General features: G+C 65.9%; 23 protein-coding genes and 1 tRNA gene. 18 read left to right on the top strand and 6 right to left on the bottom strand.

What is annotated here, in order from left to right:
* Window positions 1-81: 81 nt before the first annotated feature.
* Together E8L99_RS06160 and E8L99_RS06155 are read right to left on the bottom strand one after the other, a co-directional pair.
* Complete coding sequence (locus E8L99_RS06160; protein WP_137098716.1) at window positions 82-405, bottom strand: hypothetical protein; 324 nt, start codon at window positions 403-405, stop codon at window positions 82-84.
* A gap of 69 nt (window positions 406-474) precedes the next feature.
* Window positions 475-2,025, bottom strand: coding sequence for a sodium:proton antiporter (locus tag E8L99_RS06155; protein ID WP_137098715.1), 1,551 nt, complete (start codon window positions 2,023-2,025; stop codon window positions 475-477).
* Window positions 2,026-2,150: 125 nt separating this feature from the next.
* Here E8L99_RS06155 and E8L99_RS06150 point away from each other — a divergent pair.
* The 18 genes from E8L99_RS06150 to E8L99_RS06065 all read left to right on the top strand — a co-directional run bounded on the left by E8L99_RS06150 (window position 2,151) and on the right by E8L99_RS06065 (window position 21,785).
* Window positions 2,151-2,227 (top strand) — tRNA-Arg (locus E8L99_RS06150).
* Window positions 2,228-2,910: 683 nt separating this feature from the next.
* On the top strand, window positions 2,911-3,741 hold the full coding sequence (locus tag E8L99_RS06145) for an AraC family transcriptional regulator (protein WP_137098714.1): 831 nt from the start codon (window positions 2,911-2,913) through the stop codon (window positions 3,739-3,741).
* Window positions 3,742-3,838: 97 nt separating this feature from the next.
* A complete protein-coding gene (locus E8L99_RS06140) occupies window positions 3,839-4,564 on the top strand; it encodes an alanyl-tRNA editing protein (protein WP_137098713.1) in 726 nt (241 codons plus the stop codon).
* 10 nt (window positions 4,565-4,574) lie between these two features.
* Complete coding sequence (locus E8L99_RS06135; protein ID WP_137098712.1) at window positions 4,575-5,510, top strand: DMT family transporter; 936 nt, start codon at window positions 4,575-4,577, stop codon at window positions 5,508-5,510.
* Window positions 5,507-6,574, top strand: a complete 1,068-nt coding sequence (locus E8L99_RS06130; protein WP_137098711.1) for a Glu/Leu/Phe/Val family dehydrogenase — start codon at window positions 5,507-5,509, stop codon at window positions 6,572-6,574. Before E8L99_RS06135 ends, E8L99_RS06130 begins: the two co-directional genes overlap by 4 nt.
* 6 nt (window positions 6,575-6,580) lie before the next feature.
* Window positions 6,581-7,696 (top strand): acetylornithine deacetylase, encoded by a 1,116-nt coding sequence (gene argE / locus E8L99_RS06125; protein ID WP_137098710.1) that lies wholly within the window; start codon window positions 6,581-6,583, stop codon window positions 7,694-7,696.
* A gap of 412 nt (window positions 7,697-8,108) precedes the next feature.
* Window positions 8,109-8,750: a TetR/AcrR family transcriptional regulator gene (locus E8L99_RS06120; protein ID WP_137098709.1), complete on the top strand. Its 642-nt coding sequence runs from the start codon at window positions 8,109-8,111 to the stop codon at window positions 8,748-8,750.
* A gap of 76 nt (window positions 8,751-8,826) precedes the next feature.
* Window positions 8,827-9,990, top strand: a complete 1,164-nt coding sequence (locus E8L99_RS06115; RefSeq protein ID WP_137098708.1) for an acyl-CoA dehydrogenase family protein — start codon at window positions 8,827-8,829, stop codon at window positions 9,988-9,990.
* Window positions 9,991-10,060: 70 nt separating this feature from the next.
* Window positions 10,061-10,855, top strand: a complete 795-nt coding sequence (locus tag E8L99_RS06110; RefSeq protein ID WP_215907056.1) for an ABC transporter ATP-binding protein — start codon at window positions 10,061-10,063, stop codon at window positions 10,853-10,855.
* Window positions 10,852-12,810, top strand: coding sequence for an AMP-dependent synthetase/ligase (locus tag E8L99_RS06105; protein WP_137098707.1), 1,959 nt, complete (start codon window positions 10,852-10,854; stop codon window positions 12,808-12,810). Before E8L99_RS06110 ends, E8L99_RS06105 begins: the two co-directional genes overlap by 4 nt.
* Window positions 12,807-13,706 (top strand): branched-chain amino acid ABC transporter permease, encoded by a 900-nt coding sequence (locus E8L99_RS06100; protein WP_137098706.1) that lies wholly within the window; start codon window positions 12,807-12,809, stop codon window positions 13,704-13,706. Before E8L99_RS06105 ends, E8L99_RS06100 begins: the two co-directional genes overlap by 4 nt.
* 2 nt (window positions 13,707-13,708) lie before the next feature.
* Window positions 13,709-14,758: a branched-chain amino acid ABC transporter permease gene (locus tag E8L99_RS06095; RefSeq protein ID WP_137098705.1), complete on the top strand. Its 1,050-nt coding sequence runs from the start codon at window positions 13,709-13,711 to the stop codon at window positions 14,756-14,758.
* Window positions 14,759-14,808: 50 nt separating this feature from the next.
* A complete protein-coding gene (locus E8L99_RS06090) occupies window positions 14,809-16,008 on the top strand; it encodes an ABC transporter substrate-binding protein (RefSeq protein ID WP_137098704.1) in 1,200 nt (399 codons plus the stop codon).
* 24 nt (window positions 16,009-16,032) lie between these two features.
* Window positions 16,033-16,830, top strand: a complete 798-nt coding sequence (locus tag E8L99_RS06085; protein ID WP_137098703.1) for an ABC transporter ATP-binding protein — start codon at window positions 16,033-16,035, stop codon at window positions 16,828-16,830.
* A gap of 74 nt (window positions 16,831-16,904) precedes the next feature.
* Window positions 16,905-18,506 (top strand): acyl-CoA carboxylase subunit beta, encoded by a 1,602-nt coding sequence (locus E8L99_RS06080; RefSeq protein ID WP_137098702.1) that lies wholly within the window; start codon window positions 16,905-16,907, stop codon window positions 18,504-18,506.
* 2 nt (window positions 18,507-18,508) lie between these two features.
* Window positions 18,509-20,476 (top strand): acetyl/propionyl/methylcrotonyl-CoA carboxylase subunit alpha, encoded by a 1,968-nt coding sequence (locus E8L99_RS06075; RefSeq protein ID WP_137098701.1) that lies wholly within the window; start codon window positions 18,509-18,511, stop codon window positions 20,474-20,476.
* Window positions 20,477-20,479: 3 nt separating this feature from the next.
* The gene (locus E8L99_RS06070; protein WP_137098700.1) at window positions 20,480-20,941 is read left to right on the top strand and encodes a MaoC family dehydratase; all 462 of its coding nucleotides are present in this window, start codon (window positions 20,480-20,482) and stop codon (window positions 20,939-20,941) included.
* A 1-nt stretch (window position 20,942) separates the two neighbouring features.
* Window positions 20,943-21,785, top strand: coding sequence for an HpcH/HpaI aldolase/citrate lyase family protein (locus E8L99_RS06065; protein ID WP_137098699.1), 843 nt, complete (start codon window positions 20,943-20,945; stop codon window positions 21,783-21,785).
* A 5-nt stretch (window positions 21,786-21,790) separates the two neighbouring features.
* Here the strand turns inward: E8L99_RS06065 and E8L99_RS06060 are convergent, their stop codons facing one another.
* The 4 genes from E8L99_RS06060 to E8L99_RS06045 all read right to left on the bottom strand — a co-directional run bounded on the left by E8L99_RS06060 (window position 21,791) and on the right by E8L99_RS06045 (window position 25,902).
* On the bottom strand, window positions 21,791-22,570 hold the full coding sequence (locus E8L99_RS06060) for an SDR family NAD(P)-dependent oxidoreductase (protein ID WP_215907055.1): 780 nt from the start codon (window positions 22,568-22,570) through the stop codon (window positions 21,791-21,793).
* A 343-nt stretch (window positions 22,571-22,913) separates the two neighbouring features.
* Window positions 22,914-24,317 carry a TRAP transporter large permease gene (locus tag E8L99_RS06055; RefSeq protein ID WP_215907054.1) on the bottom strand — a complete coding sequence of 468 codons (1,404 nt, stop codon included), beginning with the start codon at window positions 24,315-24,317 and terminating at the stop codon, window positions 22,914-22,916.
* A gap of 14 nt (window positions 24,318-24,331) precedes the next feature.
* Window positions 24,332-24,871: a TRAP transporter small permease gene (locus tag E8L99_RS06050; protein WP_137098698.1), complete on the bottom strand. Its 540-nt coding sequence runs from the start codon at window positions 24,869-24,871 to the stop codon at window positions 24,332-24,334.
* 35 nt (window positions 24,872-24,906) lie between these two features.
* Entirely contained in the window at window positions 24,907-25,902 is a 996-nt protein-coding gene (locus tag E8L99_RS06045) for a DctP family TRAP transporter solute-binding subunit (RefSeq protein WP_137098697.1), read from the bottom strand.
* Between the last annotated feature and the right edge of the window lie 146 nt (window positions 25,903-26,048).

Below are 26,048 nucleotides of genomic sequence, written 5' to 3'. Positions count from 1 at the left end.
ATTCGGACGATCCCCGACCAGTGTTACCGGACGGCCCGGCGATTGGGAAACACGCCTGCGTGACAAGGCGGGCAGCGGGCCTCACCGCCGGCCGATGACACCGATCTGCGGCTCCCGCCTGCGACCGATCATGAGAAACAGGGCCCCGAGCACCAGGCCGACAAGCGCCGTCGGCAGGACCAGAAGGGTCAGCACGCCGGGATCCCACAGCCAGCCGAGCTGGCGGCGCTCAAGCAGCGCCTGGAACGCCAGCAGGCTGTCCGGGTGGAGCGTGCGCCAGGTTTCGCCGACCACCGTGTAGATCAGCCGGCTGCCCGCAATGGAGCGCGTGCCGTCGATGACCAGCGCCACGAAGCCGGCAAGCGCGAAGACGAGGCCGATGAGGCGAAACAGCAGACGGATCATGGTGGAGGGACAGCCAGAAATCGGGACCTAAGGATGGCGATCAGGCGACTGCGCAGCAAGCCCAGCCGGCTACCAGCCGGCCAGCGGCGCCCCCCGGATGAAGAACAGCAGCGTCACAAGGATGAAGATCGGCACGAGGATCGCGCCGGACCAGAGCATGTAGCCGAAGAAGGACGGCATGGCGACGCCCCGGTCGCGGGCGATGGCATACACCATGAAATTGGGCGCGTTGCCGATATAGGAATTGGCGCCCATGTAGACCGAGCCGGTGGAGATGGCGGCGAGCGTCAGCCCCAGCGGCCCCATGAGTTTTGCCGGATCGCCACCGGCGAGCTCGAAGAAGGCGAGATAGGTCGGCGCATTGTCGAGGAACGAGGAGAGCAGGCCCGAGAGCCAGAAATACATGGCCTCGTTGGGCGTGCCATCGGGCCGCGAGACCAGCGCCGCCAGCGGCGCCGCTGCGCCGTTGCGTCCGGCGGAGAGGATCGCCAGGACCGGCACGATGCAGATGAAGATGCCGGCGAAGAGCTTCGCCACTTCCTGCACCGGCCCCCAGCTGAAGCCATTGGCCTCGCGGTTCTCGGGCCGCCCGAGCTTCAACGACAGGAGGCCTGAGCCCAGCATGACCACATTGGACACCAGGTCCTGCAGCGAGACCTCGACACCCAGGACGCGAAACCCGATGCCCGGCTTCCAGTAGCCGCGCAGCAGGATGGCGGCGACCATGACCGCGATCAGCCAGACCATGGAGAGGCCCTGGACGCCGACCCGGGAATCCGGCGTCGGATCCGGCTTGGTGCGGCCCTCCTTGGCATAGAGATAGCTATCCACCGCGTAGAAGATCGCGAGCAGCAGCGCGATCACCAGCATGGTCTCGGTGAAGAGCGCCTTGGTGGTCCAGAAGAAGTCGACGCCCTTAAGGAAGCCGACGAACAGCGGGGGGTCGCCGAGCGGGGTGAGCGCGCCGCCGCAATTCGAGACGATGAAGATGAAGAACACCACGACATGGACATTGTGGACGCGGTCGTCGTTGGCGCGGATGATCGGCCGGATCATCACCATGGAGGCGCCGGTGGTGCCGACCAGGCTCGCCAGCGCCGCGCCGATGGCGAGGATCGCCGTGTTGGTCATGGGCGCGCCATGGATGTTGCCGGTGACCACGATGCCGCCGGCAATGGTGTAGAGCGCGAAGATCAGGATGATGAAGGGCAGATATTCGAGCAGGATGGCGTGGGCGAGCGCCGCCGTTGCCGACGCGCCGGGAAAGGCGAGATAGAGCGGGATCACCGTCAGCGCGGCCCAGAGAAGCGCGAACTTGCCGTAATGATGCTCCCAGACATGGGGATAGAGCACCGGGCCGGTGGCAATCGACAAAAGCAGGCCGACGAAGGGCAGGCACCAGATGAGCCCCATGGCGGTACCATCGAGCCCATCGGCCGCCGCCGCAGGACTGGCGGTCAGGACAAGGGCGAGGAGCGCGTTCGCGGCAAGGACGGCGCCCCGGCCGATGCCAGCTGGAAGCCAAAGCCGGACGGGGCGCTTGCCGGCAAGGCCGAGCTGTTCCGACGCGGGTTCCTGACGCGGCGCCGAGCCCGCTCCGCCTGACAATGCACCAATCATGCAGACCCCCTCCCGCCGTCTCCCGCAGCGTGTCGCCCGATACCTCCCAATCTCTCCGGCAACTTGCAAGCCCCGATTGCCGAGACGGCGATGATCGGTTAAACAGCGCCTGTGCAGCGCACGATGCACCCATAGCTCAGCTGGATAGAGCGTTGCCCTCCGAAGGCAAAGGTCTCAGGTTCGAATCCTGATGGGTGCGCCAGTCTTTTCAATGACTTAGCAACTTTTGGATCTCGGCGGGATTTGTCGGGTGATACCGGCACAGGTTTTGGTCTCCGCAGACCGGCTTTGAGGGGCAAGAGCCCACTGGAACCCGGTCGAAGAGCAGGCATGTGTCGGCAGCCCCGGCCGCTTCGGTCGTCAGGCCTCGCTGTCCGCGGCTCACAAGAACCCGCGTCTCGATCAGCGGAATCGGCGCCTTATGCCTGGGTTTTCTCGACGGCTGCGGCCAGCTTAACCGCGTAGAGCATGCTGACACTCGCGCCACGGCCAAGGCTCGAGGCATGCCAAGGGCGGCATCGCCGATGATGGCCGCCCGACCCTTCGACCATTGCGGCGGCCAGACCTTGCCGTGGCAGTCGTGGCCCGCATTGGTGCGGTTGGTCGCCGGCAGGCTGCTCGGCGCGCAATTATCGCCTATAGGCACCGGCGACCGATCCGCTAAGCTTCGAGCGAGACGAGGTTTTGCCCATGGGGATGTCATGTTCGCGCCGATGACGGAAGCTGCTCCGGTCCCTGCGCTGCGTGACCCTCGCCGCAGCGCAGGCCTGTCTCGCATCGCGCCTCGAGGGAGCGCCCAGTCGCGTCTTCGGCAGCCTGCCGCGCGATTGCGATCCTGCTTCGATCATCGCACGATCGCGGCTGTCCTGACCTCCGGATAGCACCTTGGCCCGCGTTGATCTCCGCAACTCGTCCCGCTACTGGCGCGACCCTCGGGTTCCGGGCCTGAGCTGCCTTGTCGCCGACTTCACCAGCCATGACTACGCACCCCATAGCCACGAAGGCTTCGTCGTCGCCGTCACCGAGGCTGGCGGCGCAGAGTTCAAGAGCCGAGGGCGGAGCGACGAGGCCAAGACCTCGACCCTTCTGGTGTTCAATCCCGACGAACCGCATTCGGGACGGATGGGCTGGAGCCGACGCTGGGTCTATCGCGGGCTCTATCTGACGCCACCCGCGATCGAGACGCTGAAGACCGCGCTCGGCCTCGAAACGACGGCCTATTTCACACGCAACAGCTTCCACGACCCCGATCTGATTGACGCCTTCCTTGGCCTGCATCGCATCCTCGATGAGGGAGACGATCCTCTTGAGGAGCGCGAGCTTCTCCTGCGCAGTTTCGGCACGCTCATCCGGCGCCATGCCGCCGGCGAACCCGGACTGGCGCAACCGGCGCGCGACCGGGTCAAGGCGGCCCGCATCCGCGAGATCATGCGCGAGCGTCATGCGGAGGAACTCACGCTGGAACAGATGGGGGCGGAAGTCGGGCTGACGCCGTTCCAACTGATCGCCCTGTTCAAGCGCACCACAGGGCTGACCCCACACGCTTATCTCACGCAATTGCGCCTCAAGGCGGCGATCGCAGCGCTCGACCGGGGCGCCACCATCGCTGCTGCTGCACTCGATGCCGGCTTCTACGACCAGAGCGCGCTGACGCGGCATTTCAAGCGCGCCTACGGGATCACGCCGCTGCAATGGGTGCGCGCCGCGACCGGCTGACCCGCCTGCTCAATTTCCGCCAATAGCCGCATGCCGAACCACGCCAGTCTCGCCTGCACGCCAAGGCCCCGCCGGGGCCGCAGCAAGGTGAGATCGCATGTCCCGCTACTTCTGCCTCGACCATCCCGACGTCCTGATACGGGAGACCGACATCGTGCAGGCGCGGCCGGGACGGGTCGCGCTCGCGGAAAGTCCGTTCTATCCGGGCGGCGGCGGGCAATTGCCCGATCGCGGCACGCTGGCATGGCATGGCGGTGAAGTCGCGATCTCCGGCTTCGAGAGCGAGGGCGGTCACCTCTGGCACGTCCTGGCCGAGCCGCTCGAGCTGCCGCCGGGCGCCGTCGAGGCGCGGGTCGATGCTCCGTTCCGCCGCTTGATGCGCGCGCTCCATACCGATCTGCACATCGTCAACGCGGTGGTCTTCCAGGATTTCGACAAGGCGCTCGTCACCGGGGTGCAGATGAACGAGGACGGCACCGCGCGCATCGATTTTGACCTGCCCGATGCCGACAACGAGCGCCTGCGCGCGATCGAGACAACCGTCAACGCACTGATCCGGCAGGATCTGGTGGTCCGCCAGGATCATGTTCCGGAGGCAGCGGCCTTCGCGGAGCCGGGCCTGATCCGCTCGCGCTCCGTGGCTCCGCCACCCACGTCGGATGGCAAGGTGCGGATCGTCGAGATTGTCGGCCTCGACCGGCAGGCTTGCGGCGGCACGCATCTCGCCTCGACAGGGGCCTCGCCGCCGATCCGCATCCTGAAGATCGACAACAAGGGCCGGCACAATCGCCGGCTGCGCATCGGCCTCGACGGCGCCGTGTGAGGGCGGCGCGATGACAATCCTCCAGCGCCTATGGGCGCAGCCAATGCTGCTCCTGCCGCTGCCGCCGCTGTTCTGGGCCGGCAATCTCGTGCTCGGCCGGGCGCTCGCCGGCTCCTTTCCCCCTGTCTCGCTGGCGGTTGGCCGCTGGGTTGTCGCACTCGCCTGCCTGCTTCCCTTCGTTCTCGGAGCCATCGGCGCACAGCGACAGGCGCTCATCCGCGCCCGCGGCCTCATTTTCGCCTGCGGCGCCTTCGGCATCGCCGGCTACAACGCGCTGGGTTATCTCTCCCTGCAGAGCGCACCGGCTGCAAGCGTCGCTTTCCTCAACTCGACCCTGCCATTGATGGTGCCGCTCGCCGCCTTCCTGCTCGGAGTCGAGCGTGTCTCGGCCCGCACGCTTGCCGGCATCGCCATTTCCTTCATCGGCGTGACCTGGATCGTCGCGCGCGGCGAGCTGTCGACGCTGTCGGAATTGAGCCTCGCAGGCGGCGAGCCGCTGGTGCTGATCGCTGTCGCGAACTACGCGGTCTATTCGGTGCTGTTGCGCCGTCGGCCGGCCGATCTCGATCCGCTGGTCTTCCTGGCCGCGACCATGGCGGCGGGGCTGCTGGTGCTGCTGCCGTTCTGGATCTGGGAGCTCGCGCAGGGCGTGACGATCCCAACGACACCCGGGCCGATCGCGGCGGTGCTCTATATCGGCGTCTTCGCCTCGCTGCTGGCCTTCATCATCTGGAACCGCTGCGTCGCGACGCTCGGAGCGAGCGTGACGGGCGCCTCCTTCCATCTCGTTGCGCTGTTCACCGCCGCGCTCGCCTTCCTGATCCTCGGGGAGCCCGTGCGGTGGTTCCATCTCATTGGCGCTGCTCTGATCCTCGGTGGCTTCGGCCTTGCCGCGACCAGCGGCCACGCCACCCCATCCCGACGCCCCGGAGAAGCTAGGCCATGACCGTCTTTCTGCATGAGGCTTTCTGCGATCACGAGCAGGTGGTGTTCGTCTCGGACGAGGCTGCGGGGCTGAAGGCCATCATCGCAATCCACGACACGACGCTCGGCCCGGCCCTTGGCGGCTGCCGCATGTATCCCTATGCCGACGAGGAGGCGGCGCTGCGCGACGCGTTGCGGCTGTCGCGCGGCATGACCTACAAGGCCGCGGCCTGCGGCCTCGACCTCGGCGGCGGCAAGGCGGTGATCATCGGCGATCCGCTGAGCCAGAAGACACCATCGCTGCTCGAGGCGATGGGCCGGGCGGTCGAACGGCTCGCGGGACGTTACATCACAGCCGAGGATGTCGGCACGACGGTGGCCGATGCCGCGGAGATAAGGAAGGCAACGCGCCATGTTGTCGGCCTGCCCGTCGCGCTGGGCGGCACCGGAGACCCCTCCCCGACCACGGCACTCGGCGTCTTCCATGGCCTTGCCGCTGCCGTGCGCCATCGCTGGGGCGCAGATAGCCTTGCCGGCCAGCATGTCGCGGTGCAGGGCCTCGGCAATGTCGGCTGGCATCTCTGCCAATTGCTGCATGAAGCCGGCGCATCGCTGACCGTCAGCGATGTCCAGGCCAGCCGCGTGGCGAAGGCTGTCGCGACCTTCGCCGCGCGGGCCGTCGCCCCCGAATCCATCTATGCCGCCGAGGTCGACATCTTCGCGCCCTGCGCCATGGGCGCCGTGCTCAACGACGATACGGTGACGCGGCTGCGCTGCGCAATCGTCGCAGGCGCGGCCAACAACCAGCTTGCCCACGAGGAGCATGGCGAGGTCCTGCGCTCGCGCAGCATTCTCTATGCACCGGACTTCGTCATCAACGCCGGCGGCATGATCCGCGTTGCCTCCGAGCGCGATGGCTATGATCAGGACCTCGTCGACCGCGGCGTCGCGGGGATTGGCCACACGCTGCTCGCCATCCTCCAAAGCGCCGAAGCGGAGGACGTCCCGACACAGGCGGCCGCGCTTCGACTGGCTCAGACCCGTCTCGCGCAGGCCCGCGCCGCGCGGGCCTTGCGCGCGGCGTGACCGGCCATGACCACGACAATCGCCCTGCTTGAGGAGCTGGTAGGCCTGGACACGACGTCGAACCGGTCGAACCTGACGCTCGTCCACCGCGTTGCCGATCGCCTCGACGGCATCGGCGCGCGCGTCCGGTTGAGCTACGACGACGGCCGGAGCAAGGCCAATATCCTCGCAAGCTTCGGGCCGAAGGGGCCCGGCGGGGTCGTGCTCTCGGGCCATACCGATGTGGTGCCGGTGGATGATCAGAACTGGTCGTCCGACCCGTTCCGTCTGACCGAGCGCAATGGCAAGCTCTACGGCCGCGGCGTCGCCGATATGAAGGGCTTTGTTGCGGCCTGCCTTGCCGCCGCGGGCGGCTTTTCGGCAGCAGACCTCGCCCGGCCGATCCACATCGCCCTGTCTTATGATGAGGAGGTCGGCTGCCTCGGGGTACCGCGCCTGATCGAGGATCTGCTGACCCATGAGGAGAAGCCTGAGCTCGCCATCATCGGCGAGCCGACCGGGATGCGTCTCGGCGATCGCCATCGTGGCTTTCTCGGCTTCCGTACACGCTTCGACGGAAAGGCGGCGCATTCCAGCGATCCAAGCGCCGGTGCGAGTGCAATCTATCCTGCCGCCGATTTCGTCAGCTTCCTGAAATCCGTCGGACACCGCGCCGGAGCAGGAATCGATCAGACCACGGTCAATATCGGCCGGATCCAGGGCGGATCGGCGATCAACATTGTGCCGTCCGCCTGCGAAGTGGTGTGGGAGTTCCGGCCGGTAACGCCACAGGATGCCGGTGAAATCGAGCAGCTGGTCGCAGCCTATCTGACGCGTGCATTGCCTTCGGAGGTCCGCCAGTCGACGTGCCGGGATATCCATGTTCCGCCCCTGGCGGCTGCCGGCGACGCGTCGGCTCTGGGTGTGGCCGCCGCTCTCGGCGGCATCGGCCCGCCCTTCGCGATGCCCTTCGGCACTGAGGCCGGCTTCTTCCAGGCCGCCGGCATGTCCGCGGTGGTGTGCGGGCCGGGATCGATCGCGCAGGCCCACCAGCCTGACGAGTGGATCGAGCGCTCCCAACTCGACGCAGCCGACGCCTTCCTCATCCGCCTCACGGACTGGGCTGCCTGCCGACCATTCTGAATACGCGCGGCGTGCTCCGACGAGTGGATCGTCAAAGCACCGCTTGCCGACAGCCCTTCCGATCTGCAGTCCGCATCGGCTTCGGGCACGTGGCGCGATATGCCCCCGGCTACCGCCGCGCAGTCCCGCGCAAAACCCGCCGAGGCTCTAACCGCAGCTGGATGACAAGTCAGCGGCAGGTCAACCTGGCTTCGTCGTCCGCGGCTCTCGAGAACTCCCATGCCAATCCGTGGACATCCAAGCCCTTCGCCTTCGGCGTCTCGACGGCCGTGGCGAGCTTCGGTCCGCCCTCTGTGGCGGCATCCGGTAACTTGACAGTCACTTTAATGATGTGTCAGTCATTAGCGTGTCGTGAAAGTCACGCGACTTGTGGCCAGCGCGGGCCAGGAGCCCCTCAAGCGGAGTTCAGACGATGTCGCGTTGGGGCAATGCCCTTCCCAATCGGGACGAGCAGCTTGAGACCAAGCGCAAGGCGATCATCCGGGAGGCAGCGCGGTTCTTCAATCGCCGCGGCAGCCACGGCACCTCGCTCGACGACGTCGCAGAGCGCCTCGGCGTCACCAAGGCCGCTCTCTATCGCTATGTGCCCAGCAAGCAGGACCTGCTCTACGCGTGCCACGAAGAGGCGATGGAGATTGCCCGCGAGAGCATGGACCAGGGCGAGGCGTCTGGCCGGACCGGTCTTGAGAAAATCCAGATCGGCATGTCGACCTATCTGCGCGAGATGATCGGCGCCATGGGCGTGCCGGTCCTGATCCTGGAAGAGAATGCCCTGACCGGCGCCCAGGCCAAGGTGATCATCGGGCTGCGCGACGAGTTCGAGAAGCGCATGCGGCGACTTGTCGAGGAAGGCATCGCCGACGGCAGCATCCTGCCGCTGAATCCGAAGATCGCGATCTTCATGCTGCTCGGCGCCGTCCATTGGGTCACCAAGTGGTACTCGCCCGAAGGGCCCTGGACGGCCGCCGACGTCGCCGACGCTCTCATCGAGATGGCGACCCGTGGGCTGGCGGCCAAGCCCAGCGACAGACTATCCGCCACGTTGCACGACTAGGAGACCCGCAGCGGAGCCAAAAAGCATGTGCTGACCCCGGAATAGGGGCTGCAAGACAAGTCTTAGGGAGAACGCCGTGAATTTCGATCTGACGCCCGACCAGCTGGCCTTGCAGGAGCGCGTGCGCAGCTTCGCACAAGCGGAAATCGCGCCGCGCGCCGAGCAACTCGATCGCGACGCCATCTTCCCGACGGATCTCTTCAAGAAGCTCGGTGAGCTCGGTGTGATGTCGATCCCGTTCGCCGAGGAATATGGCGGAATGGGGCTTGGCGTGTTCGACGCCGTTCTGGCCATCGAGGAAGTCGCCCGGGCCGACCAATCGCTCGCGGTCTCGGCCATGGTGTCGATGGCGACTGGTCTGACACTGCAGCGCTACGGCACCGAGGAGCAGAAGCGCCAATGGCTGCCGGACATCATCAGTGGCCGGAAGATCTGCTCCATCGCCGGCACCGAGCCGGATGCGGGCAGTGACACGGCTGGCTTCAAGACGCGCGCCAATGCGCTCGGCAACGGGCTGTGGTCGCTGACCGGCGAAAAGGCCTACATCACCAATCCAGGCACCGATATCTCATCCTTCGCGCTGATCCTCGCGGTGTCCAGCCCGCGCGAGGCCGAGCACAAGCAATACACGCTGTTCCTGGTCCCGCAGGGCACCGCCGGCTACAGCCAGGGCGAGAAGTACCGCAAGATGGGCTGGCGCTCGTCGGACACGCGACCGCTCTATCTCGATGATTGCCAGTTGCCCGACAGCGCCATCGTCGGCAAGCCGCATGCCGGCCGCTGGGTGCTGCACAAGGGCTATCAGGCCGCTCGCGTCTTCCTCGCCGCCTGCTCGCTGGGGCTGGCCCAGGCGAGCCTCGACCATTCGATCACCTATGCCAAGGAGCGCAAGGCGTTCGGCGGCACGATCGGTCGCCTGCAACTGATCCAGGACCTGGTCGCCCGGATGGCGCTCAAGGTCGACAGCGCGCGTCTTGTCACCTATCGCGCCGCGTGGGGCGTCGATCAGGGCAAGGACGACCTGATGGCCCTGTCCATGGCCAAGCTCCATGCGACGGAAACCGGCTCCGAGGTCGCCAACATGGCGATCCAGGTGCATGGCGGCTGGGGCTTCATGGATGATTGTGCGCCGTCCCGCTATCTGCGCGACAACCGCATCTGCACGATCGGCGACGGAAGCTCGCAGATCCAGACACTCCTGATCGCACGCGAGTGCGGGCTGGACGTCAGCTTCGGCTGACGACGCATAGCAGTCAAAAAAACAAGAAGACAACAGAGGCGCCTGACCCGCGTCCCTGAAGGGAGACGTCGTGACCCTCGTACCCATTCCATCGGAAGGGACGACGGTTCTTGAGGCGAACGCTCTTTGCCTTCGTTTCGGTGCCGTCGAGACACTGAAGTCCGTGTCGCTCAGCGTGGAGCGGGGCGAGATCCATGCCGTGATCGGTCCGAACGGCGCGGGCAAGTCCAGCCTGCTCAACTGCCTGTCGGGATTCTACCGGCCGCAATCGGGCGCGGTGCGATTCCTGGGCAAGGACATTTCCAGCCTGCCGCCACACAAGAGGGCAGCCCTCGGCATCAGCCGGACCTTCCAGGGCATCCAGACCTATCCCTCGATGACGGCGCGGGAGAACATCCTGTCGGGCTTTCACTTGCGGATGTCGACGGGTCCGTTTGCCGCGCTTGTCTGGTGGGGACCGACGCGCCGCGAGGAAGAAGAGTTCGCCGCGCGCGCCGAGAAGATCATCGAATTCCTCGAACTCGAACAGCTGCGCCACACGCCTGTCGGCGACATGTCCTACGGCATGCGCAAGCGCGTCGATCTCGGCCGCGCCATCGCGCTCGAACCCTCGGTCCTGATCATGGACGAGCCGATGGCCGGCATGAGCAACGAGGAGAAGGAGGATCTCGCGCGGTTCATCCTGGATATCCGCGAGGGCCTTGGCATTCCGGTGGTGCTGGTGGAGCACGACATGGAAGTCGTGATGTCGATCTCCGACCGGGTGACGGTGATCGATTTCGGCGAGGTCATCGCCTGCGGCACGCCCGACGAGGTGCGCACCCATCCGGCGGTGATCGATGCCTATCTGGGGGATGCGGCATGATCGCCCCCCGCATCTTCCGGGCCGATCCCGCGCCGGAGGGCCTGCGCCGCTCGGAAGGCCGCACGCTGCCGCAATTGCTGGCGAGCAACGCGGCCGAGTTTGCCGCCGATCCCGCGCTGAAATTCAAGAAGGCCGGCATCTGGCATGTCCGGACCTGGACCGAGGTCCTGGATGAGGTGCGGTCCGTGGCGCGCGGTTTTGCGGCGCTCGGTCTTCGTCGCGGCGAGGTTGTGGCACTGATCTCGGAGAACACGCCGGAACAGTTCATCACCGAACTGGCGGTGCAGTCGATCGGCGCGATCACCGTCTGCGTCTATCCTGACGCGCCAGCCGACGAGCTTCTCTACGCGCTTGACCATTCCGGCGCGACGATGGCGCTGGGCCAGGACCAGGAGCAGATCGACAAGATCCTGGCTTGTCTCGCGACCATCGACCGCATCCGTCGCGTCGTATTCGTCGAGGAGCGCGGGCTCTGGTCCTACGACGAGCCGAGGCTCGTGTCCTACAAGGCGCTGGTCGAGCAAGGCCAGATCTTCGAGTCGAATGCCTGGGTCGATGCCCGTATTGCCGAGGGCAAGGCCAGCGAGCCGGCCGCCTATTGCTACACGTCGGGCACCACGTCGCGCCCGAAGGCGGCGGTCCTGTCGCATGCCTTCATTCTCGACAATGCGCATCGGCTGATGGGATCGCTGAACGTCCGTCCCGGCGGCAACTACCTCTCCTACATCTCGCCCGCCTGGGCCGCCGAGCAGTTCTTCGGCATCGCGCTGCCGCTGCTCGCGCCGATGATCGTCCATTTCGCCGAGAAGCCGGACATGGTGCAGAGCGACCTGCGCGAGATCGGCCCGGAATTCCTGATGTTCACGCCGCGCCAGTGGGAGATGCAGGCCTCCGGTATCGAGGCGCGCATGATGGCGGCCGGTCGCTTCCGCCAGGCCCTCTATGCCTGGGGATTGCAGCAGGGACTGAACCGGGTGCGCGGCACCGGACGGGGGCCGTGGCATGCGCTCCTGTGGCGGATCGCCGACGTGCTCGTCCTGAAGGGCGTCCGCGATCTCCTGGGCCTGACCCGCGCACGGGCGGTCCTGTCGGGTGGTGCGGGCTTGTCGGCCGAGCTCTTTGAACGCTTCCGCGCCTTCGGCGTGCCGCTTGGCAATCTCTATGGCTCGACCGAACTTGGCCTCATCTCGACCCACCGGCCCGGCAGCCGCAATGCGCATTCGCTGGGCAGCCTGATGCCGTCCGACCCGTCCATTGCGGAGCCGATCGAGGCCTTCGTCGATGAGAAGGGCCAGTTGCGGCTCAAGGTCATGGCCTTCCTCGGCTATCTCAACGACCCGGAGGCGACCGTCGACCTCGGCCGCGTCGAGGACGGCTACCAGACCGGCGACGCGGTGCGCATCGACGAGACGGGGGAACTCGTCTTCCTCGACCGGCTGAAGGACCTGCGCAACCTGAAAGGCGGCCAGTCCTATCCGCCGCAGTTCATCGAGAACCATTTGCGCGCGGCGTCGCTGATCCGCGATGCCATCGTGATCGGCGACGAGACGCGCGAGCGCGTGGTGGCGCTGATCAATGTCGATTCCGAGATTGCCGGCCGGTTCGCTGAACTGAAGGGTCTGGCCTACGGCACGTTCCCCGAGCTCAGCCAGCTTGCCGAAGTGCGCAGCGAGGTCGACCAGGCGATCGCCAGGGTCAACCGCCTTCTCGATCCGGGGGCCCGCATCGCCGCCTTCGCCAATTTGCCGAAGGAGCTCGACGCCGACGAATCCGAGCTGACCCGCTCACGCAAGCTGCGCCGCGCCCAGATCCACGATCGCTACAGCGGGATCATCGACGCTCTGTATGCCGACCATGCCGAGATCCGCGTCGAGATCGAGGTCCGCTACCAGGACGGCAATACCAGCAAGCTGAACGCCCCCGTGGCCATCAACCGGATCGGGGAACCGGCATGATCAAGCTGATCCAAATCCTGATTGAAGGGTCGCTCGTCGGGCTGGTCTACGGTCTCGTCGCCATTTCCTTCGTCGTGATCTATCGCGCCTCGCGCATCGTCAATCTGGCGCAGGGCGAGGTGCTGGTTTTCGGCGCGCTGTTCCTGTGGACCTTCACGCTCGGTCTGAAGGCGGTCGGATGGGAGGTGCCGCTGGTGGTGAGCCTTGCGCTGACGCTCGCCGCCTGTATCGGCTTCGGCCTGGTGCTCGAGCGCTTCGTGTTCCGCCCGCTGATCAGCCAGCCGGCCTTTGCGATCTTCATGGCGAGCGTCGCGCTGCTGATCGTGCTGCGCGGCACGGCGCAGCTGATCTGGACCGCCGAGACGCGCGCCTTTCCGGCGATCCTGCCCGAGGGCGCCTTCCGGCTGGGGCCGTTCCTGATCAGCACGCCGCTGCTGATCGGCGGACTGTTCTCCCTTCTACTGGCTCTCTGCCTGCATGCCTTCTTCACGCGCACCCGCTACGGCCTGCGCCTTGCGGCGGTTGCCGAGGACCATCGCACCGCCATGTCGCTCGGTGTCTCGGTACGCGGGGCAATCGCAACGGCATGGATCCTCGGAACGGTGGTCGCCACGGCCGCAGCCATCGTGCTGCTGTCGGGACGCGTGGTGTCGATCGAGGTCGCGCATATCGGCTTCAAGGCGCTTCCGGTCGCCCTGCTGGGCGGGCTTGAATCGATCCGCGGCGCGCCGCTGGCCGGCGTGCTGATCGGCATCGGGGAGGCGCTCGCCATGGCCTATCTCGACCCTCTCACCAACGGCGCCGCGTCCGGCGTGTTGCCCTACGCGGTCATGATCGCGGTCCTGCTCGTGCGGCCCCAGGGGCTGTTCGGCTGGAAGCGGATCGAAAGGCTGTGACCATGCTGCCGACCGGTATCCACTTCGAGAGTTATGCGGCGGAAACGCGGGTCCTCAAGACCCTGCGGTCCCGGATTTGGGCTTCGGCCCTGGCCCTCGGCCTCCTGTGCGCGCCGCTGTTCGCAGGCGCCTATCTCCTTGGCGTTGCGAGCGAAATGTTCATCACGCTGATGGCGGTCTACGGCCTCTATGTCACGGTCGGCATGGCCGGACAGATCAACATCGCGCAATCGGCCTTCGTCGGTATCGGCGCCTTCGCGGCCGCCAAATTGTCGAGCTATGGCCAACCGGTCTTCGTGGTGATCCCGTTGGCGGCGCTGGCGGCCGGTTGCGTGTCGATCCTCTTTGCCCTTCCGGCGGTGCGGGTGAAGGGCCTCTATCTGGCGCTGACCACGCTTGCCGCCCAGGCGATGTTCCCGATCGTGATCTATGCGCTGCCGGCGAGCTGGCTCGGCGGCCTGGCGGGCATGCCGGTGGAACCGCTCACCCTGTTCGGAGCCGACCTCGGCACGCCAACGGGCTTCTATTACTTCACGCTGGCGCTGGTCGCCCTGCTGACCATCTCGGCGTTCCGGCTGCAGCATTCGCGCTTCGGGCGCGCGATGATGGCCGTCAGGGACAACGACATCGCCGCGGAAGTCATGGGTATCCCCGTGATGCGGGTGAAGCTGATGGCCTTCTTCGTCGGCTCGCTGTTTGCCGGCGTGGCCGGCGCTTGCCTTGCCTATTTCCTGCAATTCGTCACCGCGGCGAGCTTCACCTTGTTCGCGTCCGTCTGGTACCTCGGCATGTTGATCGTTGGCGGCCTGCACAGCCGCCTCGGGCCCATCCTCGGCGTGGTGTTCATCACCGTCCTGCAGGAAGGCCTGCACAAGGTCGCCAACACGCTGATGCAGGCCGGCTCCGGCAGCGGCGGCATGCTGTTCGCGCTGACCTCCATCATTCTCGGCGGCTGCATCCTGCTCGCGCTCATCTTCGAGCCGCGCGGCCTGGCGCATCGCTGGGCCGTGCTTCGCAACGCATTTCAGATCTGGCCTTTCCCGCGCAACTGAGCGGGCAGGCGAGAAGACGTCCGGATCAACCGGAGAGCTGGGAGGACAACATGTTCAAGGTGAAGACGAAGGCGATCGCCGCGGCGATTTGGCTGGCCGCAAGCCTGCCGGCAAGCGCGGCCGATTATGTGATGAGCGTCAGCGCCGACTTTTCGGGGCCGTTCGCCAATGTCATGCCCAATGCCATGTCGGGCGTGAAGACCATCGCTGACTGGTGGAACGAAGAGGTGGGCAAGCGCCTCGGGGTGACCGTCAAGCTCAGCATCCACGACATGCGCTATGACGCAGCCGTCATCGCGCGCACCTGGCCGTCGATCCTGCGCTCCGAACGCCCGATCATGCATCTGGGCTTCGGCTCTCCCGACCTGACGACCCTCATGCGGCGTCTGCCGACCGACAAGGTTCCGATGATCATCGGCACTGCCATGGTCGGCCTCGTCTGGGCGGAGAACGGCTGGCACTATTCGATCCGCCCGACCTACAGCCATGAATTTGCCGGCCTTCTGTCCCGCCTGCAGGAGCAGAAGGGCAGCGTGCTCAAGATCGCCTCGATCAGCACACAGAATCAGGCCGGCTTCGTCGACCAGCTGAACGGCCTGCATCAATTGGCCAAGACCTATCCGGCGCGCTTCCAGATGATGGAGACGCAATGGGCGGATACGGCGCCTGTGTCCCTGTCGAGCAGCGTGCGCGCGATTGTCGCCCAAGGCGCGGATGTCATCGTCGTGGGCGGTACGACGGCTCAGGTCCAGGCGACGGCGAGCGCTCTCAAGGAGCTTGGCGTCAAGATCCCGGTGATCACCTCGACCCACAATGGCCTGACCGAGGCCGCCAAGGGTACCAGCATGGCCGACATGGAGGGCTTCTACTCAGCCTTCTCGTTCGCCTCGCCCTCCCAGGAGAGCCTGCCGCTGCGCGACATCTTCATGCGCTATCGGAAAGATGGGGGGACCTGGGGCCTGATCACCGCGCAGTCCGCGTCGCAGGCGCTTCTCGCGCTGCGCGTGCTGGAGCGGGCGGTCGCCAAGGTCGGTCGCGACAACGTCACCGGCGAGGCCATGCGTCAGGCCCTGCTCGACAATGTCTTCACCGAACAGGAACTGCTCGGAGCCCTGCCGACGCTCGACTTCGACACGACGGCACCGTTCCCGATCGGTCAGATCCGGGCGACGGCCGAGGTCGTCCGCAACGGCCAGATCGTGCCGCTTGGCGGCGGCTGGCTGACCGTTCCCGACCTGGCGAAGTGGTAGCGGCAGGAAAGGCTGAGAAGCGCCATGGGCCTGTCGCTGACCAATGTCGATGTCGTCTATGCCGGGGTCATCCAGGTGCTGCGGTCTGTCAGCCTTGAGGTTCCGGACGGCAGCATGGTCGTCCTGCTTGGCTCCAATGGCGCCGGCAAGACGACGACGCTCAAGGCCATTTCCGGCCTGCTCCACGCCGAATTGGGCGAGGTGACGGCTGGCCAGGTGCTGCTGGACGGCGACGACATCCGGCATGAGGACCCAGCGGCGATCTTCCGGCGCGGCGTCGTTCAGGTTCTCGAGGGGCGCAAGGTCCTCGAGCACCTGACGGTGGAGCAGAACCTCATGGTCGGCGCGCATCTGCGCGCCGACAGCCGGGCGGTGAAGGCCGATCTCGAGAAGATCTTCAATTACTTCCCGGCCTTGCCAGCGCTCATGCAACGCACCGCCGGCTATCTGTCCGGCGGCGAGATGCAGATGCTGCTGGTCGGCCGCGCCCTGATGGCCCGGCCGCGGATCCTGATCCTCGACGAGCCGTCGATGGGCCTGGCGCCCCTGCTGGTCGAGCAACTGTTCGAAACGATCGGACGAATTCGCCGCGAGGAAGGCCTGACCATCCTGATGGTCGAGCAGAACGCCCGCGCGGCGGTCCGCCAGTGCGACTACGGCTATGTGATGGAGGCCGGCCGCATCGTGCTCCACGGGACGCGCGAGCAGTTGGAAAGCAACCAGGACGTCAAGGAATTCTATCTTGGCTTCTCGGGTGCCGAGGGCCGCGACCGGTTTCGCAACATCAAGCACTACAGGCGGCGCAAGCGGTGGCTTGGATGACCCGCGTCGCCAACAGCGCATTGCGCCGGCCGTACCGCTGCGACCGCGCCTCTTTCCCTCAGCAGGTCTGACCCATGGCTGTCCTCACGACCCGATGCAATCCGGCCGATCCGATCTACCGCGCCAACAGCGAGGCTTATGACGCCCTGCTGGCCGACATGAACGCCAAGTTCGACTGGGCGCTTGCCGGCGGCGGCGCGAAGATGATCGGGCGCCACCACGAGCGCGGCAAGATCCTGGTGCGCGACCGCATCGACCTGCTTGTCGATCCGCTGACGCCGTTCCTGGAACTGTCGCCGCTCGCCGGCTGGGGACTCTACAACAACGGCCTGCCCTCGGCGGGCATCGTCACCGGCATTGGCACGGTGCGCGGCGTGACCTGCATGATCATCGCCAATGATGCGACGGTGAAGGGCGGATCGTTCTTCAAGGAGACCGTGCGGAAGCACATCCGCGCTCAGGACATCGCCCAGGAGAACCGGCTGCCGGTGATCTATCTGGTCGATTGCGGCGGGGCGAACCTCCAGAATCTCGAGGACGTGTTTCCCGACCAGGAGCATTTTGGCGGCACCTTCTACCGCCAGTGCCGGATGTCGGCCGAGGGCATTCCGCAGCTCGCCGCGGTGTTCGGCGAGTCGACCGCCGGCGGCGCCTATATCCCGGTCCTGTCGGACGAGTTCGTTATGGTGGCCGGCAATTCATCGATCCATTTGGGCGGCCCGCAGATCGTGCGCGCGGCAATCAGCGAGGTCGTCGATCGCGACACGCTGGGCGGCGCGCTGATGCACACGACCGTGTCCGGCGTCTCCGACCATTACGCCGCCGACGAGCGCCAGGCGATTGCCAAGCTGCGGGATATCGTCGGCGCGCTCAGCTATCCGCAGCCGATATCGGCCGCCCGCATCGCATCCCGCGCTCCGCTGCATGATGCAGCCGAACTGCCGGGCATTGTCGGCGCCGACCTGACGCGACCGCTCGACCAGCGCGAGATCATTGCGCGGATCGTCGACGGCAGCGAGTTCCACGAGTTCAAGCCGCAATTCGGCGAGACGCTGCTCTGCGGCTTCGCCCATATCGACGGCTTTCCCGTGGGCATCATCGCCAACAACGGGGTCCTGTTCTCCAATGGCACGCTGAAGGGCGTGCACTTCATCGGGCTCTGCGACCAGCGCAACATCCCGATCCTGTTCCTGCAGAACACGACCGGCTTCATGGTCGGTTCCGACGCCGAGCGCGGCGGCATCGCCAAGAACTCGGCGAAGCTCGTCTATGCCGTGTCGAACACGCGGGTACCTCGCTACACGCTGGTGACGGGCGGCTCCTATGGCGCCGGCAATTACGGCATGAGCGGGCGCGGCTTCCGGCCGCGCTTCATGTTCATGTGGCCGAACGCGCGCCTCGGTGGCATGAGCCCCGATGTCGGCTCGTCCGTTCTGATGGATCTCAGGCGCGCCAGCATCTCACGACATCCGGCGACGGACGAGGAACTTGCGGCCTACGAGGCCGAGCTCCGGCGCCAGTTCGAGGAGAAATCCAACCCCTATTTCTGCACGGCCCGGGTCTGGGACGACGGCATCATCGCGCCGACCGATACCCGCTCGGTGCTATCGCTATGCCTCGCCGCGGGCGCGACGCAGCCGCCGATCTCGGGCAATCGTCCCGTCTACCGGATGTGATCATGACCGAATTCGCAACTGCTCCGCGTCCGATCAGAACGATTCTCATTGCCAACCGAGGCGAGATTGCCTGCCGGGTGATCCGCACCTGCAAGCGGCTGGGCCTGTCGAGCGTTGCCGTCTATTCGGACGCCGATGCTGATGCCCTGCACGTGCGCCAAGCCGATCAGGCGCTGCGCATCGGGCCTGCCTCCGCTGCCGAGAGCTATCTCAGCATCGCCGCCATTCTCGATGCCGCCAGCCGCAGCGGTGCCGACGCGATCCACCCAGGCTATGGCTTCCTGTCGGAGAATGCCGGTTTCGCGCGCGCCTGCGAAGAAGCCGGTCTGATCTTCATCGGCCCCACCTCGGTGGCAATTGCCGCCATGGGATCGAAGATCGAGGCGAAGAAGATCGCCGAGGCGGGCGGAGTGCCCACCGTGCCGGGCTATCTCGGTGCCGATCAGTCGGCGGCCGCGCTCGCCGAGCAGGCGGCACGTATTGGGTTCCCCGTGCTGATCAAAGCGTCAGCGGGCGGCGGCGGACGCGGTATGCGGCGCGTCGACGGGCCGGAGGGTTTTGCCGCGGCACTGCAGGCTGCCAAAGCGGAGGCCAAGGGGGCCTTCGGCGACGATACGGTGCTGCTCGAGAAATTCATCGGCAATCCGCGGCATCTCGAAGTTCAGCTCATGAGCGATACCCATGGGAATCTTGTCCACCTGTTCGAGCGCGACTGTTCGGTCCAGCGCAACAACCAGAAGGTGTTCGAGGAAGCTCCCGCGCCCCATTTGTCCGAGGCTGTGCGAACCAAGCTGTTCGATCGCGCCCTGACGCTCGGCCGGACCATCGGCTACACATCCGCCGGCACCGTCGAATTCATCATGGAAGCAGGCGGCAGCGAGCCCTACTTCCTCGAGATGAACACGCGGCTGCAGGTCGAGCACCCGGTGACCGAGGCTGTGACCGGCATCGATCTCGTGGAATGGCAGATCCGTGTGGCGGCCGGTCTGCCGTTGCCGGCTGGACAGGACCAGATCAGGCTGCAGGGCCATGCGATCGAAGCCCGGATTGCGGCCGAGCGGCCCGATCGCGGCTATCAGCCGGCGACCGGCCGCATCCAGGCCGTTCATGTACCGCGTGGCGTGCGGTTCGATACAGGCATAGCCGCGGGGTCCGAGGTCGGGCCGCATTATGACAGCATGATCGCCAAGCTGATCGTCCATGGCGCGAACCGCGAACATGCCGTCTCGGCCCTCGCAACCGGGCTCGATGATCTGGCCGTTCTCGGGATCGGCACGAATACCGGCTTTCTGCGAGCCTGCGTCGCCAGACCGGACTTCGCGGCAGGACGCCTGACGACCGGCTTCCTAGCGCGCGAATTTCCGGACGGTTGGACGCCCGATGCGGAGCAGCTGCGCGCTCTGCGCGCGCAGGCAGCGCTTGCCTGGGCGCACGGCCTGGACCCGGCCGGCGACAGCCCCTGGCAGAGGCGAAGTGCCTTCCGTGTGATGGGCAAGCGACGGGCCGCCACCGTCGAGCTTCGGCTCCAGGATGACTATGGCGAGCTTGATGTCATGGTCCGGCTTGAAACCGATGCTCCCGTCGTTCGGTTCGAGGACGGGACGGAGGTGTCGGGAACCATTCCGGCTGCCACCCTGGTCGATGGCGGGCGCGTGCAGATCAGCCGGGGCGGGCTGTCGCTCGATGTCCAGGTCTCGCTTGCGATCGATGTCGATGCCGGTGCGGCGGCGGATGCGGCCAGCGACAATCACGTCACCGCGCCGCTCCCCGGTGTCGTGACCGGCCTGTTCGTCGAGGCCGGCGCGCTGGTCGCGAAGGGCGACAGCCTCGTGCAGATGGAGGCGATGAAGCTCGTCCACACGCTGGCGGCGCCGCGCGACGGCCGCATCGCCCGCATTCACTGCGCGGTCGGCGACGTTGTCGCCTCCGGCGCACCCCTGATCGACATCACGGCCGACGGAGAGGAATGAGCCATGGCAGGATTGTGGTTTGAGGAATTCGAGCCGGGCCGGATCTTCGAGCACGAGTGGACCCGGACGATCACCGAGTCCGACAACAAGTGGTTCTCGCTGCTGACGATGAACACCCAGCCGGTCCACATCGACAACGTGGCGGCCGCCAACAGCGTCTGGAAGCGCCCGCTGGTCAACAGCCTGTTCACGCTGGGGCTGATGGTCGGCATGTCGGTCAACGACACGACCTTCGGCACGACGGTGGCCAATCTCGGGATGAGCGACGTGCGCTTCCCCCATCCGCTGTTCGAGGGCGACACGATCCGCATCCGGACGACCGTGCTCGACAAGCGGGCCAGCAAGTCGCGGCCGGGCGAGGGGATCGTGACGCTCCGCCACGAAGCGCTCAACCAAGACGGGGTCGTCTGCGGAATCTGCGACCGGCAGGCGCTGATGCGCATGCGCCCGATTGCCGCTGGCTGACATGCGCTCGCTCCTGTTCGTTCCGGCGGGATCGCCGAAGATGCTGGAAAAATCGGTCGCCAGCGCGGCCGATGTGGTGATCCTCGATCTGGAGGACGCCGTGCAGCAATCGGCCAAGGCGGAAGCGCGCGCCATGCTGGTGCAGCACCTTCGCGACCGGCCGGCAGGCTCGACCAGGGTAGCCGTACGGGTGAATGGGCTGGCCACGGAATGGTGTGCTGACGATCTCGCAGCCATCGTGCCGCTGCGCCCGGATTTCATCATGCTGCCGAAGACAGAGGGGCCTGCCGATCTTGCCAGCCTCGATGTCATGATCGCGCCGAGGGAGCTCGATCGAGGGCGGACCGGCATTCTCGTGGTGGCGACCGAGACCACCGGTTCGGTGCTGGCGCTGGCCGCGAGCCGCTGGGCGCATCCCCGCCTTCGCGGCATGCTCTGGGGCGGCGAAGACCTTGCGGCCGAGCTTGGCAGCACGACCAACAGAAAAGCCGACGGGGCCTATTCCAGCCCCTTCCGGCTGGCGCGCGACCTCTGCCTGATGGCGGCACGGCGCGCCGGTGTTCTCGCCATCGATGCCGTGTGGACCGACCTGCGTGATCTCCAGGGCCTGGAGGCTGAAGCCGAAGCGGCGCGGCGCGACGGGTTCGACGCCAAGGCGGCGATCCATCCGGCGCAGGTCGAGGTGATCAACCGCGTGTTCCAGCCGACAGCCGATGAGCTGTCCTGGGCGCGTCGCGTGATCGACGCCCTGGCATCCGCCACGACCGGCATCGCCGTGGTCGACGGGCAGATGGTGGACGCCCCCCATGCCGCTCGCGCCCGCCGCATCCTCGCGCGCGTCTGACCCGATCAGACGGCCGAGATGCCGCCGGTAATGCTGATCGTCTGACCCGTCATTTTTGCTGCAGCGGGGCTTGCGAGGAACACGATGGCAGCCGCCAGATCGGCTGCGGTCACGATGCCGAGGCTCGCCATGGTTTCAGCCTTGGCAAACAGCTTGCGCGCGAAATCGTCCTCCTTCAGCCGTCCGTAAAGCGGTGTGTCCCCGACCACGCTCGGTGTCAGGCAGTTGACCCGGATGCCATGCCGCTTGGCCTCCCAGGCCATGCCCCGACAGAACATGGTGATGGCGGCCATGGCGGCGCCAATGACCGTTTCGCCGGGAGTTGCGACCTTGGCGGCATCGGAGGCGACGCAGATCACGACGCCGCCACCGCGGGCCGTCATATGCGGCAGGACAGCGCGCGCCGGCAGGATGACGCCGCCCGCGATCATGTTGATGGTCGGCATGATGTCGCCGAGCGAGATAGTGTGCAGCAGCTGCGGCATGGGATCGCCGCCGGCACAGCTGACCAGGATGTCGATCCCGCCCATCAGGGCGGCGGCGCTATCGACCGCTTCCGACAGTTTGTCGGCATCTGTCGCGTCACAGGCCGTGAAATGGATCTCAGCGGCCGGAAACCGTGACCTCAGATCATCGCAGACCGCCTCACCGCGTGCTTGAGAACGACCGACAAGGACCAGTCTCGGCAAGCCAACCGTCAGGAGCGCCTCGGCGCTTGCCAGACCAATGCCGGCTGTTCCGCCGACAATGATGGCATTGGATGCGTTGATGTCCCTTGGCGTCACGGGGCAAATCCTGCGGACGTTGAGTGACTTGATATTTACCAAAGTTACGCGCCCGGCAAGCGGGACGCACGCCGAGTTGCTCCGGAGCACAGGATCGCGGGCTGGGCTGGCTGCCGACCATTCTGAACACGCGCGGCGTGCTCCGACGAATGGATCATCGTCCTGATCTGAGCCTCCTCCAGATTTCGGAAGAGTCTGTCGACCACGTGGACTTGATGGTCCGCTCTCTCAGGCCCGAGGAGAAACGGGTTTCAAGTCACCGCGCATGCCGATCGAATATCCGCAGGGCCTGTCGTTGCGTTGGTGGCGGGCCATGACCCGGCTGCCATGGACGGCCAGGACGTCATTTCAGCAGGGCCGGCAGCCAGAGGCTGATCGTCGGGACGTAGGTGACGAGGACCAGGCTGAACAGCAGTGGCACAAGCCAGGGCAGGATCGCCATGGTTGTCCGCTCGAAAGACAGGTTCGCCACGCGGGCCAGGACGAAGAGCACCAGGCCCATGGGTGGATGCAGCAGGCCGATCATCAGGTTCAGCACCATGATCAGGCCGAAATGGACGGGGTCGATGCCGAGCTGCATGACGATCGGCAGGAGAATGGGCGTCAGGATGGTGATCGCCGCCGTTGGTTCCAGGAAGCAGCCGACGAACAGCATCAGGAGGTTCGCCAGGAGGAGAAACATTTCCTTGTTCTGGGTGAAGTTCAGCACCCATTCGGCGATGATCTCGGTGGTCTTCGATACCGTCAGCATCCAGCCGAACACGGAGGCGGCGGAGACGATGAACAGGACGGTGGCGGTGGTCTCCACCGTGTCGAGGGAGGCCTTGAGGAACATCGGCCAGGTCAGGGTGCGGTACCAGACGAGGCCGAGGAACAGGGCCCAGACGCAGGCAGCGATCGCGCCTTCCGTGGCGGTGAAGACGCCCGAGGTCATGCCACCGATCAGCAGGATTGGCGTCAGGAGCGGCAGGACGGCCGCGAATTTCATGATCCGGTCGATGACGAGCAGGATCGCGAAACCGCCGATGACGGTTGGGCGCGGCGGCGCGCCCCAAGAGATCGCTGCCCAGAGGATCAGCGGAAACAGCGTGATCACCACGAGTTCGCCGAGCGCCCCGCCCACCCGTGGCCAGGAGAACACGATATCGGCGCCCCAGCCGTTCTTGTGGGCGTAATAGGACACGGTCAGCATCATCAGGAGCGCCATGACAACGCCCGGCACGATGCCGGCAAGGAACAGCTGGCCGATGGAGACGCTGGCCATCATGCCGTAGATGACGAAGGGCAGCGATGGCGGGATGATCGGTCCAAGCGTCGCGGAGGCGGCCGTCACACCGACCGCGAACTCGACATCATAGCCGTGCTCCTTCATGGCCCGGATCTCGATCGTGCCGAGTCCTGCCGCATCGGCGACAGCCGTGCCCGACATGCCGGAGAAGATGACCGAGCCCACGACATTGACATGGCCAAGGCCGCCCTTCAGCCAGCCGACCAGGGCCAGCGCGAAATTGTAGATGCGGTTTGTGATGCCGGCCGAGTTCATCAGGTTGCCGGCCATGATGAAGAACGGCACGGACAGCAGCGGGAACGAATCGACGCCCGCGAACATGCGGTGGATGATGATGAAATCGGGCGCGATGCCGGTGGTCATCACATAGACCAGCGAGGATCCGGCCATGGCGATGGCGACCGGAATGCCCGACCCCATCATGGCCAGGAAGAGCAGTTTGAAGGCTGTGGCGGACATGGCGACCTTCGGGCCTATTCCGGCCGTTCGAGAATGGAATAGCCGCGCCGCGCATGGAGGATGGCGATGCCGACGGCCCTCACCGCCATCAGGGCAAAGCCCAGCATGACGACCGCATAGACGACGCCGATCGGGATATCGACGACCGACATGGGCTGCCGTCCGATTCGCGTCATCAACTGCCAGGTGAGCCAGGCCGCATAGCTGAGGAAGGCGATGCGCACGATGTCGACGAGCGTCGACATGACCCGCATCACCGGCTTCGGCAGCACGTGATAGAAGAAGTCGATCTGGATATGGCTGTTGCGCCGCACAGGCCCGACAGCGCCGAGGAACACGACGCAGACGAGCAGATAGCGCGCGATCTCCTCAGTCCAGGCCGCCGAGTCGTTCATCACGTAGCGGGTGAAGAACTGGTAGAACACTGTCAGGCTCAGGACCCAGAAGAAGGCGACCGACAGGTAGTCCTCGAACGAATAGGACGAGAGGTCGACGGCCTCATCCTCGACGGCGAATTCGCCCTTGTCGTCGAGGACCGGAGGATCGGTCTGCATGTCGGTCTCCTGTGCGGGAGGCTGCCCGCCCGCCCTCACTTCAGCGCGATGATCTTGTCGTAATCGGCGCGCTGGTAGCCGAAATCCTCGGGCTTGGAGCTCGCCAGCACCGCCTGACGGAAGCGCTCCTTGTCGACGGTGTGGATGGTCGAGGTATTGGCCTTGCGCACCTCCTCCATCAGCACCTTGTCCTGGTCGCGGATTTCCTGGCTCGCCTGCTGCGCGCCCTTCTGCATGGCCTCGGTGAAGATCGTCTTGTCGGCGGCGCTCAGCCGGTTCCACAGCAGGCCCGAGACGATTGAGTTCAGCGAGTCGATGACATGCCCGGTCAGCGAGATGTGCTTCTGCACCTCGTGGAACTTGCGCGACCAGATCGTGTTGAAGGCGTTCTCCTGGGCATCGACGACGCCGCTCTGCAGCGCCAGATAGACCTCGCCGAGCGCGATGGGCGTCGGATTGGCGCCGAGCGCCTTGGGGAAGGCCATGTAAGCGGCAGAATCCGGCACGCGGATCTTCAGGCCCTTCATGTCCTCAGGCGTCAGGATCGGCTTGTTGGAGGTCACCTGCCGTTCCGCGGCATAGGTCAGCGCGACGATCCGGTTCGAGGTCGCCTTCTGATAGTCCTCCACGAAGGAGGCGTAGACGGCACTCTTGCCGTAGAGCATGACGTGCTCATAGTCGCGGAACACGAAGGGGAAATAGGCCACCCCGATGCGCTTGGCGACCTGCGCCTGGAAGCTGGCCGCACTGATCGTCATGTCGATAGAGCCGAGCGACAGGCCCTGATTGAGGTCGGATTCCTTGCCGAGCGTGCCCGAGGGAAACAGCTGGATCTTGTAGCGGCCGGCCGTCTTCTGTTCGATCTCGGCGGCGGCGGTGACCGCGCCCTTGTGATGCGGCTCGCCAGGCTCATAGACATAGGCGAACTTGAGGACCGTCTGCGCCGAGGCCGTGCGCACATAGGCTGCAGCGACGGCACCGCCGGCAAGAAGACCAAGGCTGCGACGCGAAATCCGGGACTGATGCGACATCGAAGGGCTCCATCAGGACCCCACCCCGCACCACCGGGGGCTTGGCGGCCTGTCCCCTGCGGAACGCAAAGCCTATGCCACGACAGAAAGGCGGAGCCGACCGCGAATTGACCGCCGATGGCGGTTCCTTTGCCGTGTTCCGGCGC

Source organism: Phreatobacter aquaticus, assembly GCF_005160265.1.
Taxonomy (GTDB): Bacteria; Pseudomonadota; Alphaproteobacteria; order Rhizobiales; family Phreatobacteraceae; genus Phreatobacter; species Phreatobacter aquaticus.
Note: the sequence above shows the minus strand (reverse complement) of the source record. Positions and strands in the feature narration are given on the sequence as shown.

Bases quoted from the DNA above. Each gene is read 5' to 3' on its own strand.
- E8L99_RS06140 (WP_137098713.1), top strand. From the start codon at position 3,839: ATGTCCCGCTACTTCTGCCTCGACCATCCCGACGTCCTGATACGGGAG.
- E8L99_RS06045 (WP_137098697.1), bottom strand. From the start codon at position 25,902: ATGTCGCATCAGTCCCGGATTTCGCGTCGCAGCCTTGGTCTTCTTGCC.
- E8L99_RS06050 (WP_137098698.1), bottom strand. From the start codon at position 24,871: ATGCAGACCGATCCTCCGGTCCTCGACGACAAGGGCGAATTCGCCGTC.
- E8L99_RS06095 (WP_137098705.1), top strand. From the start codon at position 13,709: ATGCTGCCGACCGGTATCCACTTCGAGAGTTATGCGGCGGAAACGCGG.
- E8L99_RS06105 (WP_137098707.1), top strand. From the start codon at position 10,852: ATGATCGCCCCCCGCATCTTCCGGGCCGATCCCGCGCCGGAGGGCCTG.
- E8L99_RS06065 (WP_137098699.1), top strand. From the start codon at position 20,943: ATGCGCTCGCTCCTGTTCGTTCCGGCGGGATCGCCGAAGATGCTGGAA.
- E8L99_RS06130 (WP_137098711.1), top strand. From the start codon at position 5,507: ATGACCGTCTTTCTGCATGAGGCTTTCTGCGATCACGAGCAGGTGGTG.
- E8L99_RS06090 (WP_137098704.1), top strand. From the start codon at position 14,809: ATGTTCAAGGTGAAGACGAAGGCGATCGCCGCGGCGATTTGGCTGGCC.
- E8L99_RS06075 (WP_137098701.1), top strand. From the start codon at position 18,509: ATGACCGAATTCGCAACTGCTCCGCGTCCGATCAGAACGATTCTCATT.
- E8L99_RS06155 (WP_137098715.1), bottom strand. From the start codon at position 2,025: ATGATTGGTGCATTGTCAGGCGGAGCGGGCTCGGCGCCGCGTCAGGAA.
- E8L99_RS06100 (WP_137098706.1), top strand. From the start codon at position 12,807: ATGATCAAGCTGATCCAAATCCTGATTGAAGGGTCGCTCGTCGGGCTG.
- E8L99_RS06085 (WP_137098703.1), top strand. From the start codon at position 16,033: ATGGGCCTGTCGCTGACCAATGTCGATGTCGTCTATGCCGGGGTCATC.
- E8L99_RS06160 (WP_137098716.1), bottom strand. From the start codon at position 405: ATGATCCGTCTGCTGTTTCGCCTCATCGGCCTCGTCTTCGCGCTTGCC.
- E8L99_RS06135 (WP_137098712.1), top strand. From the start codon at position 4,575: ATGACAATCCTCCAGCGCCTATGGGCGCAGCCAATGCTGCTCCTGCCG.
- E8L99_RS06120 (WP_137098709.1), top strand. From the start codon at position 8,109: ATGTCGCGTTGGGGCAATGCCCTTCCCAATCGGGACGAGCAGCTTGAG.
- E8L99_RS06070 (WP_137098700.1), top strand. From the start codon at position 20,480: ATGGCAGGATTGTGGTTTGAGGAATTCGAGCCGGGCCGGATCTTCGAG.
- E8L99_RS06055 (WP_215907054.1), bottom strand. From the start codon at position 24,317: ATGTCCGCCACAGCCTTCAAACTGCTCTTCCTGGCCATGATGGGGTCG.
- E8L99_RS06080 (WP_137098702.1), top strand. From the start codon at position 16,905: ATGGCTGTCCTCACGACCCGATGCAATCCGGCCGATCCGATCTACCGC.
- argE (WP_137098710.1), top strand. From the start codon at position 6,581: ATGACCACGACAATCGCCCTGCTTGAGGAGCTGGTAGGCCTGGACACG.